Genomic DNA, 14,613 nt, shown 5'->3' with positions numbered 1-14,613 from the left:
TTCAAGCAAAGAAAAATTCCAGTAGATAATTCAGAATGGCATCGCCATAGAAATGAGAGAACCGCAGGCTGTAATCAAATGCACCATGACCAATGCGGTTTAAAAGAATATTTCTGCTTTGTCTATAACATATCATGTTTGTAGGGGCGCTGCAAGTATTTTCCGGAACTGTTTTACCAACTTCTGTTTTACTGGCTGTTCTGAGATAATAAATAACGCAGCCATTCTTATTTTTGTAGCGGAGCCAATACAGCAGGAAGTGAATGAGACCGCTTTCCGGGATTTTCAGCATATCAGGTGTTTGCATCTTGAGCACACACGTCCGAATGTGGCGGATGTTAATCCGACACAGGCGAACGCGTGTTAGCGAAAGCAAGCAAACAACGATATGTGAAAATAGAGGAAAGCGGTCTCTTTCACTTCCGAACCTTATATGATTACGTCTCAATATGTTATTTGAGTTTTAAAACTGCCACCTGCTGCAGCATCTCTCCATTCAGTTCGATGGAGTTTCCCGCATACTCCACGACGCAGTCGCAGAGATCCGTAAACTCATCCAGGGTTCCGATGACATCATAGCCGAAAGCTTCCCCACGATAGTGCATCGGGATGGTAACCCGCGGTTCAATCTGGTCGATAAGGGCTTTGGCCTGCTTTGCGTCAATGGTATAGAAGCCTCCTACCGGGATCATGACCGCATCCAGTCCCTTTAATGCTTCGATCTGTTCCGGCTCCAATTCACAGCCAAGATCTCCCAGATGTGCTACACGGTAGGTTCCGTCATCAAAAATACGGATGCAGTTACTGCCACGCTTTGTGCCCCGGGCGTCATCATGCCAAGTGTGGATCTCGGTGATGGTAAACGGAGACAAAACACCATCCTGTTTCAGGGTCACGGTTTCTCTCCCATTATGATCACTGTGCTCATGGCTGCAGAATACCGCATCTGCCGTCTCCCGCACCGGCGCAAGTCCAGGCACATAGCCATCCTCGTATGGATCCAGAATGATCGTATATCCGTTTGATTCCATCTTAAAGCACGAATGTCCAAGCCATGTAAGTTTCATCGTAATCACCTCATGATATTTTTTCTTTCATTGTAATCGATGAACCCGGTTTACGCAATACAGCTGCTGCTCCGGTTTGACATCCGAAAATTTCAAAAGTAAATTCCACCGCCCAGGTAACAGACTGTTTTGCTTTCTTTTACAGATTGTGTTTTTTCCACAAAAGTGTTATGATTTTCTTGTTTTTACTATTTCCGAAATCAAAAGCTGATTTCGTGCTTGCATTTTTGCCTCAGACATACTATAATACGCTTTAACGCGTCAACGTGCGAATTTATTGGTATTATCACAACGAACAAGCAGACTGCTGCACACTACTTACAAAACGAGGAGAAAAACTATGGCATTCGAATTCATAAACAAGCTGCCGACTCCGGCAGAGATCAAAGAACAGTTCCCGCTCCCGACGGAATTCGTAGCACTCAAAGCAAAACGTGATGAGGAAGTAAAGAAGGTTATCAGCGGAGAAAGCGACAAATTTCTGGTCATCATCGGACCGTGTTCCGCCGATAACGAGGATGCGGTCCTGGACTACACCAGCCGCCTGATCGATGTCCAGGAAAAGACCAAAGACCGTCTTGTTATCGTACCGCGTATCTACACCAACAAGCCGCGTACCACCGGTGACGGCTACAAGGGCATGCTCCATCAGCCGGACCCGGAGAAGCGGCCAAGTATGGCAGAGGGCCTGCACGCCATCCGCCATATGCATATGCGTGTCTTGAAAGAAACCGGCTTCTCCACCGCAGATGAGATGCTTTACCCGGACAATGTCAGCTACCTGGATGATATCATGTCCTACATCGCAGTCGGTGCCCGCTCCGTAGAAAACCAGCAGCATCGTCTGGTATCCAGCGGCTGCCACGTTCCGGTCGGTATGAAGAATCCGACCAGCGGTGACCTGTCTGTTATGATGAACTCTGTTCAGGCCGGCCAGCACTGTCACGAATTCATCATGCGTGACTGGGAGGTAAAAACCGACGGAAACCCATATACCCACACCATCCTGCGCGGCGCAGTCAGCAAGCATGGCCAGTGCCTGCCAAATTATCACTACGAGGATCTGATGCTGCTCCATGAGTTATATGCAAAACGCGATCTGGTCAATCCGGCCTGCATCGTGGATGCAAATCACTCCAACTCAAACAAGCAGTATATGGAGCAGATCCGCATCGTCAAGGAGATCCTGCACAGCCGCAAGCATTCCGCAGACTTAAGCAGGCTGGTCAAGGGCGTTATGATCGAGAGCTACATCGAGCCGGGCAACCAGAAGATTGGTGAGCACTGCTACGGCAAGTCCATTACCGATCCATGCCTTGGCTGGGAAGATTCTGAGCGCCTGCTGTACGAGATCGCAGAGCAGGTTTAAGCATCCGCAAACGTAAAAAGATTCGGAAGAAGCTGTGTTTTCATAGCATCCTCCGAATCTTTTTATAATCCGGTTTTATTCTTCTGTCGGTTCTTTTGTCTGTCTATCTCTGATCCAGTTCCCTCTGATTCACGATATGTCCCGGCTTTTCCCCTCTGGAAAGCTTCTCGATATCTTCCCAGATCATCGCATAACCGCGGTGGAAGCTGCTGCCAGTGATACCGCCGATATGTGGGCTGAACAGAAGCTTTGCCAGTGTCTCCTCCGGCCAGAAAAGCATCGGATGATCCTTCTGCACCGGCTCATGATCCAGCGTATCCAGGCCGGCCATGGCAATGGTTCCATTCTCCAGGGCTTCCCGCAGCGCTTCATCATCCACCAGCTCTCCCCTGGACGTATTAATGAAATAACTTCCCTTCCGGCACTTTGCGAAGAACTCCCGGCTGCACATTCCGGCAGTTTCTCCGGTGACCGGAACATGAAGGCTTAACATATCACAGGTTTTAAGAAGTTCATCCATCGAAAGATACTGTACCTGATACCGTGCTTCCTCCTCCGGACTCAGGCGGTGGCGCTTTGTGTAATACACGGTCACGCCAAAGCTTTGCAGCATGTCAGCCACCGCTCTTGCGATAGCTCCGAAGCCGATCAGGCCAACTGTACAGTCAGACAGCTCTTTCAGGCTTCCGCCTCCCATGTAGCCCATCTTGACGTCCATCTGGCGGCCATCCCGTACAGCCTGATCACCAGAAACCACATTTTTGATCACGCCAAGCATCAGAAGAATCGTCTGCTCGGCCACTGCTTTTGCGTTCATGCCCGCACAGTTGCAGACATAAATTCCCCGCGCTCCGGCCGCTTCCAGATCGATCTGATTGAACGCAACGCCCTCGGAATGGATCATTCTCAAAGACGGCAGCCTCTTTATCAGCTCTTCGGAAATTTCTGTGACCGCGTCCACAATGATCACCTCTGCATCCAACGCCAGCTGCGCATATGCAGCATCCGTCAGTCCGATCGGGAGATTCACTACCTCCGCGCTTTCCGTGAATGGTGTCTTTGCCGTATAATGTTCTACGTTCTTTTCATTTCCGATATGCAATATCTTCATAGGTATCTCCATTTCCCAGCCTGCTTGCGCTGTCTGCTTTTCCAACTGTTTCCAACACAGCCACGATTTTAATGAAAACTGGAATATAGCTTTCCTGCCTCCAGGCTTCTGCCCTTGGCAGCTGCCATCTGGCTTACCGTTACCATCTGGAAGCCGCGCTTATGCAGCTCCGGTACAATGCGTGCAACCGCGTCTCCGGTTGCCCCGTAAAGCTCGTGCATCAGGATGATATCGCCGTCCTTCACGTGGTTTAACACTGCTGCCACCGTCTTGTCCGCATTTCTGGTCTTCCAGTCCAGCGTATCAACATTCCACTGGATCATCGGCATACCGGCATTTGCAAGAACCGTAGCGTTATGGTTTCCCCCCGGAAGGCGAAGCAGAGTCGGACACACGCCGCAGGCTGCCTGGATTGCGTCATTTCCGTTATTTACCTGTGCCTGGATCTGGGCTGCCCCCAGTTTTTGCAGATATTTGTGGTTCATGGTATGGTTAGCCACCTCATGACCTTCTGCTACCATGCGCTGCACTTCTGTTTTATAAGAGCCGACACGCTCACCCACCATAAAGAACGTTGCCTTGCCGCCATACTGCGCCAGACAATCCATGATCCGGTTGCCGACCGACGGCTGCGGGCCATCATCGAAGGTCAGGGCTACCATAGGCTTTGACGGGTCAATGCCGTCTGTGGTCTGACTCTGCCCTGTACTCTGCTGTGCAGCAGCCTGCGCTGCCTCCTGTGCAGCAAGCTCCTCCGGCGTAACCGGAGTCACCGGCTCACTCTTAATGCCTCCCGGTCCTTCCGGAATTCCGGTCACCTCGCCGGCAGATACCGGAGCACTGTTCTCACTGCCGGTGCTGCCCGGTGCGCTCTGTCCCTGACCGGAAACAATAGTCGGAGACTGCGATACCGCAGCTGTAGTTTCGGTCTGACCTGCTCCCGGAGCCTGAGTCACAGCTTCCGATGCCTGCTGCTCCCCCACCGTCTGCGTGCTCTCCACTGCCAAACTTCCGGAGCCTGCCACGATCACCGGAGCCGCATAAGCCGGCTGCGCTGTAAATAAAAATGCCAGTGCGGCACCTACTGTCATCCATTTTCTGTACTTCATAATATCCTCTCCCTTTCCTGAAATCGGCAAAATCTGCTGCCACAACTGCGTCATACGGCATTTTCGGTTCAGAAAATGCCTGCCCATGATTTCTAAACTCTATCTTAATCGAAATGAGGGCATTCCGCAAGCACTTAAAAGAGGCACTCCGCAAATCTGCGGAATGCCCATGCAATTTTTTATTCTCCTCTCAGATACGCGATCACCGCCGCCGCGCTTTTCTCCCGCACCTTCATCTTCCACTCCGGCTCATGGATGTGTTCGAGGTAATGTGCGTCGGAATCGCAGATGATGCGGCACTGCTCCAGATAGGGATTGCTCTTTTTTAATTTCTCAAGCGCTGCCATATCGTGCAGCTCCGCTGTCCGGAACTGGCTTTCCGGCGGCACAAAACCCAGGTTTGAGATGAGACTGTTGGCATTTTTATCGATATGGGCCGGGATCATGACACCGCCGTACTGCCCGGTTACAATGTCCCATAATTCATCGAAGGAAAGTTCCGTGCTGTTGATGAGCAAATTGGACTCGGTGCCGATGCAGATATCTTCCTCGTTCATGATCTGCTGCTTTCCGAAGATTTCTTCCCGGTTTGGAAATTTCATCAGTTTTTCGTAGACAAACCGGTCAAATTCCATTGCCGCGGAAAGCTCGGAAAACAGGCAGACTGCGTGTACTTCTTCCGCGGTAGTCAGCTCCATGCCTGGTATGGCAAGCACACCGTACTGCTCCGCCAGCTTCAGAACCGCCGGACAGTTGCGGCAGGAGTTATGGTCCGTCACCGCGATCACATCCAGACCCTTGATGGCCGCCATGCCCACAATATTGCCCGGAGTCATGTCGTCATCCCCACAGGGGGAAAGGCAGGAGTGAATATGCAGGTCGTAGCTTAATTCACGCTCCATGCGCTTCTCCCTGCATCTGCTGCCATACCCACAGTGCCGCCTCAAACACCGGCTTCTCCGTGGACAGCACCATGATATCCTGCTGCTCTGCCTTTTTCCTGGCTGTCTCATCCAGCGCAGCACCTTCCGCCAGAATGATACAGGCGGCATCGGCCAGGGTGGCTACCGCCAGCGTATTCATATTTCCCATGACCGTAACCCAGGCGCAGCCCGCCGGAGCTTTTCCCATAGCCACGCTTAAGAGATCACAGCAAAACGGGGTCGTGATTTCCCGTTCCGGGTCATCTCCCACATGGATCACCTGAAATTTTCCACTGTCCAGAAGATCTTTTACCTTCACCTTTCTCCTCCTTTTTCCTGCTCCATGAGCTTCCTGAGCTGCTCCTTCATAATATAGACGCAGTCCTCTTCCTTCGCCTCACCTTTGGAAATATCCTCCGCCAATGCTTTGCACGATGGCGCGCCGCAGGCACCGCAGTCCAGGCCTGGAAGCTGTTTACACAAGGCCTCGATCCGGCTTAACCGGGCGAAGCTTTCCATCATGGTCTCGCCCAGATTATAGACCGGCTCATACTCCACGCTCTGCGTCCATGACATCAGCTCTTCTGCCTTTTCTTCCGTCTCTGCATCCATGTGGCTTCTTGCCACCGGCATATACTTACGCAGATGTTTCAGCTTCACTTCTGCCACATACGGATTTTCCACCGTCAGCACGCCTCCCACGCAGCCGCCGCTGCAGGCATCCAGTTCCACAAATTTTAAATTGGTAAACTTCTGGTCTTCCATATCCTCCAGCACCCGGATCACATTCTCAATTCCGTCTGCTGCAAGGTAGCTTTCCGTAAACAGGCCTCCTGCTTCCCCTCCATTGTGTCCCCAGCTGATGCCGATCTTGCCAGAAATGCTGATGTTCTCCGGGTCTTCATCTACCTGCTTCATATATTTTAAAAGCTGTGGGTACACATCCTTGATGGCAAGCACGCAGTCAATTTCACTCTTTTCTGTCCCGATCGGTGATTTTGCGTACGTTACCTTTGACGGACACGGAGAGATAAAGCAGATGCCGATGTCTTCTCGTGCAAGTCCCGTCCTTTCCATAGCCCGCTTCACAGCCAGCCCGGCAGCCACCTCCACCGGTGGATTTAAGGGCAGCAGATGCGGGATCAGATTCGGGAACCGCACCCGGATCAGCCGTACCACGCTGGGGCACGCCGTGCTGATCAGCGGCAGCTGATCCTCATGCTCCGTCAGATAGGAACGGGTTGCCTCACTCACAAGTTCTGCAGCCGCACTCACCTCGAACACATCATCAAAACCCATAAGCAAAAGCGCATGCAGCACAATGTTGATGTCATCCAGATTGTTAAACTGACTATATAAAGAAGGAGCCGGAAGCGCTACCTTGTAACGGAAGCGTTCCATCTCCTGCAGTTGATCATAGACTGCGTGTTTTGCGTGATGGGGACAGACCCGGATGCATTCGCCACAGTCAATACAGAATTTTTTGTTGATCCGGGCTTTGCCATCCTGCACGCGGATTGCCTGGGTGGGGCAGCGCTTGATACAGTTGATACAGCCCTTGCACAATTCCTCATCCAGTCGTACGGAATGGTAAAACTTATCCATGCCGCTTTTCACCTCCAAATGTCAATTTCCGGTGTTTTCGGAAACTTCTGGCTTTTGCCAGCACATTCCGGCACATACTCACGTCAGATTCACTTCCATCGTGATCTTTGTGCCTACACCTAATTTTGTTACTATCTCCATGTCATCGGTATATTTCTTCATATTTGGCAGGCCCATTCCGGCCCCGAATCCGAGGTTTCTCACCTCGTCCGGCGCAGTGGAATAACCCGCCTGCATGGCAAGCTCAATATCCGGAATACCCGGGCCCACATCATCCAATACCATCCGTACCTTTTCCGGCGTGATCTCCACCGTAATTTCACCGCCGTTTGCGTGGATCACCATATTGATCTCGCCCTCGTACATGGCGATGGCCACCTTACGCACGGCCTCCGGACTGATGCCAAGCTGCTTTAGCTTTCCCTTTACATCACTGCTGGCTTCTCCTGCCCGGGTAAAATCATCTGCCGAAACATGGTATTGCAATACGATCGCATTTTCCATCAGATTGCACCTCCGCCAAGTCCTGCTCTGTAGAGCATGCCGCAGGTAGAAAACATACGGTGTCCCGTTTCCATGACGATCAGATCACGATCCTTTGCCATGGCAAGGATCGTTTCATCCGGATGCTTTCTCCGGACAAAGATGAGACAAACAATATCCAGCATCTCTGCTGTCCGGATGACCTGCGGATTGCAAAGTCCTGTGATCAGGACCGAATGATCTTTTGAAAACGCCAGCACATCGCTCATCATGTCCGATGCGCAGGCACTGGTGATCTCGCGGTCCAGAAATTCTTCTCCTACCAGCACCTGCGCGCCGAGGATTTTCTGAACATCTCTTGCTGTCATAAGCAGATTCCCCCTGTCATAAAGAATAAATAAAGCATGGCTGCATATTGGTTGAGCCATTTTATTGCAGCTCATCTTGTCATATTTTTGTCAGTCCAGACAATTTTATAGTGTAAGAATATCATTTATTATGTAAATAATCAACAAAAATATATTTTTAATTTTAAACCAATGCTTGATTTTTGTGGATTTTTTTTCATCTTCATGTTAATATATTATATACATTTTACAAACACATTTAGGAGGAGGGTTTACATGGCTTGTAAAAAAGAGACGGTTCCGTTCAGCGGAACACCGGAGCAGGAGGCTGCTTTAAAAAAGGTGATCGCTGAACTTAAGGACACCCAGGGCGCACTCATGCCGATTATGCAGCAGGCTCAGGATATTTACGGCTACCTGCCGATCGAAGTCCAGACTATGATTTCCGATGAAACCGGAATCCCGTTAGAAAAGATCTACGGCGTTTCCACATTCTATTCCCAGTTCGCACTGCAGCCAAAGGGCAAATATCAGATTTCCGTATGCCTTGGCACTGCCTGCTACGTAAAAGGCTCCGGCGCCATTTTTTCAAAACTGGAAGAGCTTCTTGGCATCACCAACGGAGAGTGCACTCCGGACGGGCGTTTTTCGCTGGATTCGTGCCGCTGTGTCGGCGCCTGCGGACTGGCTCCCGTCATGATGATCAACGACGAAGTTTACGGACGGCTCACCCCGGACGACATTCCCGGCATCCTTGCCAAATATCAATAGCCTATGATGCCGGAAATTTCCTTAAACATCCTTGACGTAGCAGAAAATTCCACCCGTGCCGGCGCATCCCTGGTACAGATTACCGTAGATGTACAGCCGGAAGCGGACAAACTCACTGTCATCATCACGGATGATGGCTGCGGCATGACACCAGAGCAGATCAGACAGGTTACCGATCCGTTCTACACCAGCCGTACCACCAGAAAGGTAGGCCTGGGCGTTCCTTTTTTCAAATTTGCCGCCGAAAGTACAGGCGGAAGTTTCTCCATCGAATCAGAGCCCGGAAAAGGAACCATGGTCACTGCGGTCTTCACCTTAAATCACATTGACCGGATGCCTCTCGGTGACATGACTGCCACCATCCACACTCTGATCCAGGGCCACCCGGCAACCGATTTTCTCTATGTTTACCGCTGCGGCAACAAAGAATTTTCCCTGGATACCCGCGAGATGCGTGCCATCCTTGGAGACGTTCCCCTTACCGCACCTGAAATTTCCAGCTACCTCAAAGACTATCTGACTGAAAACAAACTTGAAACCGACGGAGGATCGGTTTATTAAGGAGGACCAACCTAACATGAAAAGCCTTGAAGAATTAAGAGCAATCCGCGAGAGGATGCAGAGTCAGGTCAGCATGCGTGCAGAAGACCACACTCATACCCGCGTTGTAGTCGGCATGGCTACCTGCGGCATCGCCAGCGGTGCCAGACCTGTCTTAAATGCCCTTTCCACTCTGGTTCAGGAAAAGGGCCTGACCGATAAAATTTCCGTTACCCAGACCGGCTGTATCGGTCTTTGCCAGTATGAGCCTATCGTAGAAGTCATGGAGCCGGGCAAGCCGAAGGTTACTTATATCAAAATGAATGCGGACAAGGCTGCCGAGGTGGTAGAGCGCCATCTGATCGGCGGACACATTGTCGAAGAATATACCTTAAATTCTGCAGATCTGAAATAAGGAGGACAACAGATGTATCGTTCACATGTATTGGTTTGCGGTGGAACAGGCTGTACCTCCTCCGGAAGCCAGCAGATTATGGAAACATTAAAAGAAGAGATCAAAAAGGCCGGACTGGAAAAGGAAGTCTCCGTAGTCCAGACCGGATGTCACGGTCTCTGCGCCCTGGGCCCGATCATGATCGTCTACCCGGATGCCAGCTTCTACTCCATGGTAAAGGTAGAAGATATTCCTGAGATCGTTCAGGAGCACTTATTAAAGGGACGTGTCGTTACCCGTCTCCTCTACCAGGAGACAGTTACCCCAGCCGGTGTCAAGGCCCTGATCGACACAGATTTCTACAAGAAGCAGCACCGTATTGCCCTGCGCAACTGCGGCATCATCAACCCGGAAGTCATTGAAGAGTACATCGGAACCGGCGGCTATCAGGCCCTGGGCAAGGTCCTTACCGAGATGACTCCGGACGATGTCATCCAGTGCCTGATCGACTCCGGCCTGCGCGGACGCGGCGGCGGCGGATTCCCAACCGGTCTCAAATGGAAACTGGCCAAGCAGAATGAAGCTGACCAGAAATACGTCTGCTGTAACGCAGATGAGGGTGACCCGGGCGCATTCATGGATCGCTCCGTCTTAGAGGGTGACCCGCACGCGGTACTGGAGGCTATGGCCATTGCCGGTTACGCCATTGGTGCAAACCAGGGCTACATCTATGTGCGCGCAGAGTATCCGATCGCAGTAGAACGTCTGAAAATCGCTATCAGCCAGGCACGCGAGATGGAACTGTTAGGAAAAGATATTTTCGGAAGCGGCTTCGATTTTGATATCGACTTAAGACTCGGTGCCGGAGCTTTCGTCTGCGGCGAGGAAACCGCACTCATGACCTCCATTGAAGGAAACCGCGGCGAACCGCGTCCGCGTCCTCCGTTCCCGGCACAGAAGGGCTTATTTGGCAAGCCGACCATCTTAAATAACGTAGAGACCTATGCCAACATCCCGCAGATCATCTTAAACGGTCCGGAATGGTTTTCTTCCATGGGTACTGAGAAGTCCAAAGGAACCAAGGTATTTGCACTGGGCGGTAAGATCCACAACACCGGCCTCGTAGAGATCCCGATGGGTACTACCCTGCGCGAGGTCATCGAAGAGATCGGCGGCGGCATCCCGAATGGCAAGAAATTCAAAGCAGCACAGACCGGTGGTCCGTCCGGCGGATGTATCCCGGCAGAGCACTTTGATATCCCGATCGATTACGACAACCTCATCTCCATCGGCTCCATGATGGGTTCCGGCGGTCTGATCGTTATGGATGAAACCGACTGTATGGTAGATATCGCAAAATTCTTCCTGGAATTCACTGTTGAAGAATCCTGCGGTAAATGTACTCCATGCCGCATCGGCACCAAACGTATGCTGGAGATCCTCAGCAAGATCACCAAGGGCACCGCTACCATGGAAGATCTGGATAAGCTGGAAGAGCTCTGCTACTACGTGAAAGAGAATTCTGCCTGCGGTCTCGGCCAGACAGCTCCAAACCCGGTTCTGTCCACTCTGCGTTACTTCCGTGACGAGTACGAAGCACACATCAAAGAGAAACGCTGCCCGGCAGGCGTCTGCAAAGCGCTCCTTTCCTACCATATCGACGCAGACAAATGTAAGGGCTGTACCCTGTGTGCAAGAAACTGCCCGGTTGGCGCTATCATCGGCTCCGTCAAGAATCCGCATATCATCGACACCGATAAGTGTGTTAAATGCGGTGCCTGCATGGAGAAATGTAAATTCGGCGCGATCTACAAACAGTAATGGAGGAGAATGGCTATGGAGAATATCACAATCAAAATCAACGGCATGGAAGTCAGTGCCCCGAAAGGCTCCACCATTCTGGAGGCAGCCCGACTGGCGCACATTGAAATTCCGACTCTGTGCTTCTTAAAAGAGATCAACGAGATCGGCGCATGCCGTATCTGTGTAGTAGAAGTTAAAGGCGCAAGAAGCCTGGTGGTTTCCTGCGTATACCCGATCAACGAAGGCATGGAAGTATGGACCAACACCCCAAAGGTACTGGAGTCCCGCAGAAAAACCCTGCAGCTTCTGCTTTCCAACCATGACCGCAAATGCTTATCCTGCGTCCGCAGCGGAAACTGCGAGCTGCAGCAGCTCTGTAAGGAGCTCGGCGTTACCGATGAAGACTATTACGATGGTGAGCGCACCCCGTCCGTCATCGATGACAGCGCCGTTCACATGATCCGTGACAACAGCAAATGTATCCTCTGCCGCCGCTGTTCTGCAGTCTGCGAGAAGGTACAGGGCATTGGCGTTATCGGCGCCAACATGCGCGGCTTTGCCACCTTTATCGGATCCGCGTTTGATATGGGACTGGGCGAGACCTCCTGTGTCTCCTGCGGCCAGTGTATCGCAGTCTGCCCAACCGGTGCTCTCCAGGAGAAATCCCAGGTGGACGAGGTTCTGGCAGCCATCGCAGATCCGCAAAAACATGTCATCGTGCAGACCGCTCCGGCAGTACGCGCCGCTTTGGGCGAGGAATTTGGTTATCCGATCGGCACCAATGTACAGGGCAAGATGGCAGCAGCCCTTCGCCGCATCGGCTTTGACAAGGTATTCGACACCAACTTCAGCGCCGACTTGACCATTATGGAAGAGGCACATGAATTCCTGGATCGTGTGCAGAACGGCGGTGTGCTTCCGCTCATCACCTCCTGCTCCCCGGGCTGGATCAAATACTGTGAGCACTATTTCCCGGATATGACCGAGAACTTATCCAGCTGCAAATCCCCGCAGCAGATGTTCGGTGCCATTGCAAAATCCTACTACGCTGAAAAGATGGGACTGGATCCGAAGGATATCGTTTCCGTTTCCATCATGCCGTGTACCGCAAAGAAATTCGAGATCCAGAGACCGGGTGAAGCTGCAAACGGAGTTCCGGATGTAGATTACTCCTTAACCACAAGGGAGCTTGCACGCATGATCCGCAAGGTCGGCCTGAAATTCACTACCCTCCCGGACGAAGAATTTGACGCTCCTCTGGGACTTGGAACCGGTGCAGCTGTTATCTTCGGCGCAACCGGCGGTGTTATGGAGGCAGCACTCCGCACCGCAGTGGAAACCCTGACCGGTGAGGAATTACAGAATCTGGACTTCACCGACGTCCGCGGCATGGAAGGCATCAAGGAAGCTACTTATCCGGTAGCAGGTCTGGAAGTTAAGGTAGCCATCGCCTCCGGCCTTGGAAACGCAAGAAAGCTGCTTGAAAAAGTCAAATCCGGTGAAGCTACCTATCATTTCATCGAGATCATGGGCTGTCCGGGTGGATGTATCAACGGCGGCGGCCAGCCGCAGCAGCCTGGCTACGTACGCAACAGCGTCGATATCCGCAGTCTGCGCGCCCAGGTTCTCTATGACGCTGACAAAAACAACCCGATCCGGAAATCTCACGAGAATCCAGCGATCAAGGAGCTGTACACAACGTATCTTGGTGAGCCTGGAAGCGAGAAGGCGCATCATCTGTTACATACCACGTATGTAAAGAGAAAAGTGAACGAGATTTAATAAAAAATTTGAGTTACAAAGCTGAATAAAGGTCCGGAAGTGAAAGAGACTGCCTTCCTGCTGTATTGGCTTTGCTACAAAAAATAATAGCTACAGCCTATATTAACTCTGCCATAAAAAGAAAACGCAGCCAGAACGCTACGATTAGATAAAAGCTGGATTTACAGACTTTCGTCAGCAACGTTCTGGCTGCGTTTATTATTATCCTGGCATAGCCAGTACAGCAGAAGTTCCGGGCACACCATACAGAATGAGCGGCACATTAGAATTTTCCTGCATTGCATATCAAGAACGCGCCAGTGACGCGTTCGCAGATTCGTGCGCGAGCATAGCGCCAGACCGGAACTTCGGACCTTTAGTGATTATGATTTAATTACAATTGAATTATCATAATGCGTTAATTGCCAATAGCTCTCATAAATTTTTTCCAGGTCATAGTCCGGAGCTGTCTCAGATGCAAGCCTGCATACTGTCTTGACAACGATTTTATCCAGATCCAGAAAATCTGCAATTTGTGCCGAAGAACAACCCTTTTTCAAATTTTTAAGAATCAGGCTGATTATTTCTTCTTCTCTCCCTTTTTCACGTCCTCTTTCCCATGATTGTTCCTGAAGCATTCTGTAATTTTTCTCTTCATCATATTCATAGATACTCATTTTCACAACCTCCGCTCGGTTTTTGCGCAGGAAATCTGCCATGATATCCTGATGAATACATTCATCAATTGCCTCATTGACTGCGCGTTTAAGGTTCATGCCGTTTTTTCGTTTTTCACGGACCAATGCAACAAACGCGGAATAGTCATAAAGCTCCCGGCATTTTTCCATCAATTCTGCATTATAACCTTTGTTAATATTTAATACCAGTGTTTCCAGTTCCAGGTAGGGATGCTCGGTTCTGGGGCGATAAAGATCAGACAGACGAAGGACGGCTCGTTCCTCCATTTGCTGTTCTCCGTTGTAAAATACCACAAAACGAGGCTCCGGAATTGCTACCGGAAGTTCTCCATACAAAAACATGTCTTTTGTCAGCACCGAGTAAAGATCTGCCACATACGACAGATTTCGCAGCGGCATATTTGGATTTTTCGTGGACTGGTGTTCATACAGAAACAGCCGGTCGCAGATCATAAAGGATACATCGTTTTTCATACCAAGATAAATGGCGTTTTCCAGTGTCGTGATGACCAGCTCTTCCGGATCCTGATATGCGGTGTCGTTCATTGCATTATAAAGTGCCAGAAGCGCTCGCTTTTCCTTAAAGATCATCCGAAAGATCCGGTCTTTGTAGGCGCGTACCGGAATGGGGT

General features: G+C 50.9%; 15 protein-coding genes. 6 read left to right on the top strand and 9 right to left on the bottom strand.

Going from position 1 to position 14,613, the window contains the following annotated elements:
• Positions 1 to 452: 452 nt before the first annotated feature.
• Positions 453 to 1,067 (bottom strand): MBL fold metallo-hydrolase, encoded by a 615-nt coding sequence (locus ACMP1L_RS10090; protein ID WP_418452937.1) that lies wholly within the window; start codon positions 1,065 to 1,067, stop codon positions 453 to 455.
• A gap of 307 nt (positions 1,068 to 1,374) precedes the next feature.
• Between ACMP1L_RS10090 and ACMP1L_RS10085 the strand changes: the two genes are divergently transcribed.
• A complete protein-coding gene (locus tag ACMP1L_RS10085) occupies positions 1,375 to 2,436 on the top strand; it encodes a 3-deoxy-7-phosphoheptulonate synthase (RefSeq protein WP_279220959.1) in 1,062 nt (353 codons plus the stop codon).
• A 103-nt stretch (positions 2,437 to 2,539) separates the two neighbouring features.
• Here the strand turns inward: ACMP1L_RS10085 and ACMP1L_RS10080 are convergent, their stop codons facing one another.
• The 7 genes from ACMP1L_RS10080 to ACMP1L_RS10050 form a co-directional block, all read right to left on the bottom strand.
• A complete protein-coding gene (locus ACMP1L_RS10080) occupies positions 2,540 to 3,547 on the bottom strand; it encodes an NAD(P)-dependent oxidoreductase (protein WP_418452936.1) in 1,008 nt (335 codons plus the stop codon).
• A gap of 68 nt (positions 3,548 to 3,615) precedes the next feature.
• Positions 3,616 to 4,656, bottom strand: a complete 1,041-nt coding sequence (locus ACMP1L_RS10075) for a polysaccharide deacetylase family protein (RefSeq protein ID WP_418452935.1) — start codon at positions 4,654 to 4,656, stop codon at positions 3,616 to 3,618.
• Between the two features lie 179 nt (positions 4,657 to 4,835).
• Complete coding sequence (locus ACMP1L_RS10070; protein ID WP_118733566.1) at positions 4,836 to 5,558, bottom strand: PHP domain-containing protein; 723 nt, start codon at positions 5,556 to 5,558, stop codon at positions 4,836 to 4,838.
• The gene (locus tag ACMP1L_RS10065) at positions 5,548 to 5,898 is read right to left on the bottom strand and encodes a hypothetical protein (RefSeq protein WP_418452934.1); all 351 of its coding nucleotides are present in this window, start codon (positions 5,896 to 5,898) and stop codon (positions 5,548 to 5,550) included. The genes ACMP1L_RS10070 and ACMP1L_RS10065 overlap by 11 nt, the downstream gene beginning before the upstream one ends.
• On the bottom strand, positions 5,895 to 7,184 hold the full coding sequence (locus tag ACMP1L_RS10060) for a [Fe-Fe] hydrogenase large subunit C-terminal domain-containing protein (protein WP_118733571.1): 1,290 nt from the start codon (positions 7,182 to 7,184) through the stop codon (positions 5,895 to 5,897). Before ACMP1L_RS10060 ends, ACMP1L_RS10065 begins: the two co-directional genes overlap by 4 nt.
• A 78-nt stretch (positions 7,185 to 7,262) precedes the next feature.
• A complete protein-coding gene (locus ACMP1L_RS10055; protein WP_118733564.1) occupies positions 7,263 to 7,688 on the bottom strand; it encodes an ATP-binding protein in 426 nt (141 codons plus the stop codon).
• The gene (locus ACMP1L_RS10050) at positions 7,688 to 8,035 is read right to left on the bottom strand and encodes a DRTGG domain-containing protein (RefSeq protein ID WP_418452933.1); all 348 of its coding nucleotides are present in this window, start codon (positions 8,033 to 8,035) and stop codon (positions 7,688 to 7,690) included. Before ACMP1L_RS10050 ends, ACMP1L_RS10055 begins: the two co-directional genes overlap by 1 nt.
• Positions 8,036 to 8,290: 255 nt before the next feature.
• Here ACMP1L_RS10050 and ACMP1L_RS10045 point away from each other — a divergent pair, with 255 nt between their 5' ends.
• From ACMP1L_RS10045 to ACMP1L_RS10025, 5 genes are read left to right on the top strand one after another with little or no spacing between them, the layout of a single operon-like run.
• On the top strand, positions 8,291 to 8,785 hold the full coding sequence (locus tag ACMP1L_RS10045; RefSeq protein WP_118733562.1) for an NADH-quinone oxidoreductase subunit NuoE family protein: 495 nt from the start codon (positions 8,291 to 8,293) through the stop codon (positions 8,783 to 8,785).
• 3 nt (positions 8,786 to 8,788) lie between these two features.
• On the top strand, positions 8,789 to 9,346 hold the full coding sequence (locus ACMP1L_RS10040; RefSeq protein WP_118733561.1) for an ATP-binding protein: 558 nt from the start codon (positions 8,789 to 8,791) through the stop codon (positions 9,344 to 9,346).
• Between the two features lie 16 nt (positions 9,347 to 9,362).
• Positions 9,363 to 9,740 (top strand): (2Fe-2S) ferredoxin domain-containing protein, encoded by a 378-nt coding sequence (locus tag ACMP1L_RS10035; protein ID WP_177303697.1) that lies wholly within the window; start codon positions 9,363 to 9,365, stop codon positions 9,738 to 9,740.
• Between the two features lie 12 nt (positions 9,741 to 9,752).
• On the top strand, positions 9,753 to 11,540 hold the full coding sequence (gene nuoF / locus ACMP1L_RS10030) for an NADH-quinone oxidoreductase subunit NuoF (protein ID WP_418452932.1): 1,788 nt from the start codon (positions 9,753 to 9,755) through the stop codon (positions 11,538 to 11,540).
• Positions 11,541 to 11,555: 15 nt separating this feature from the next.
• Positions 11,556 to 13,304 (top strand): NADH-dependent [FeFe] hydrogenase, group A6, encoded by a 1,749-nt coding sequence (locus ACMP1L_RS10025; protein WP_177303695.1) that lies wholly within the window; start codon positions 11,556 to 11,558, stop codon positions 13,302 to 13,304.
• Positions 13,305 to 13,666: 362 nt separating this feature from the next.
• Here ACMP1L_RS10025 and ACMP1L_RS10020 read toward each other — a convergent pair.
• Positions 13,667 to 14,613: hypothetical protein (locus ACMP1L_RS10020; protein WP_418452931.1), on the bottom strand; the 947-nt coding region annotated here is incomplete at its 5' end.

This window comes from Ventrimonas sp. (genome assembly GCF_048380235.1).
Classification (GTDB): domain Bacteria; phylum Bacillota; class Clostridia; order Lachnospirales; family Lachnospiraceae; genus Brotaphodocola.
This window is presented reverse-complemented; position numbering and strand designations above follow the sequence as displayed.

Coding starts and splice junctions, on each gene's coding strand:
- ACMP1L_RS10090 (WP_418452937.1), bottom strand. CDS start 1,067: ATGAAACTTACATGGCTTGGACATTCGTGCTTTAAGATGGAATCAAAC.
- ACMP1L_RS10080 (WP_418452936.1), bottom strand. CDS start 3,547: ATGAAGATATTGCATATCGGAAATGAAAAGAACGTAGAACATTATACG.
- ACMP1L_RS10075 (WP_418452935.1), bottom strand. CDS start 4,656: ATGAAGTACAGAAAATGGATGACAGTAGGTGCCGCACTGGCATTTTTA.
- ACMP1L_RS10070 (WP_118733566.1), bottom strand. CDS start 5,558: ATGGAGCGTGAATTAAGCTACGACCTGCATATTCACTCCTGCCTTTCC.
- ACMP1L_RS10060 (WP_118733571.1), bottom strand. CDS start 7,184: ATGGATAAGTTTTACCATTCCGTACGACTGGATGAGGAATTGTGCAAG.
- ACMP1L_RS10055 (WP_118733564.1), bottom strand. CDS start 7,688: ATGGAAAATGCGATCGTATTGCAATACCATGTTTCGGCAGATGATTTT.
- ACMP1L_RS10050 (WP_418452933.1), bottom strand. CDS start 8,035: ATGACAGCAAGAGATGTTCAGAAAATCCTCGGCGCGCAGGTGCTGGTA.
- ACMP1L_RS10045 (WP_118733562.1), top strand. CDS start 8,291: ATGGCTTGTAAAAAAGAGACGGTTCCGTTCAGCGGAACACCGGAGCAG.
- ACMP1L_RS10040 (WP_118733561.1), top strand. CDS start 8,789: ATGATGCCGGAAATTTCCTTAAACATCCTTGACGTAGCAGAAAATTCC.
- ACMP1L_RS10035 (WP_177303697.1), top strand. CDS start 9,363: ATGAAAAGCCTTGAAGAATTAAGAGCAATCCGCGAGAGGATGCAGAGT.
- nuoF (WP_418452932.1), top strand. CDS start 9,753: ATGTATCGTTCACATGTATTGGTTTGCGGTGGAACAGGCTGTACCTCC.
- ACMP1L_RS10025 (WP_177303695.1), top strand. CDS start 11,556: ATGGAGAATATCACAATCAAAATCAACGGCATGGAAGTCAGTGCCCCG.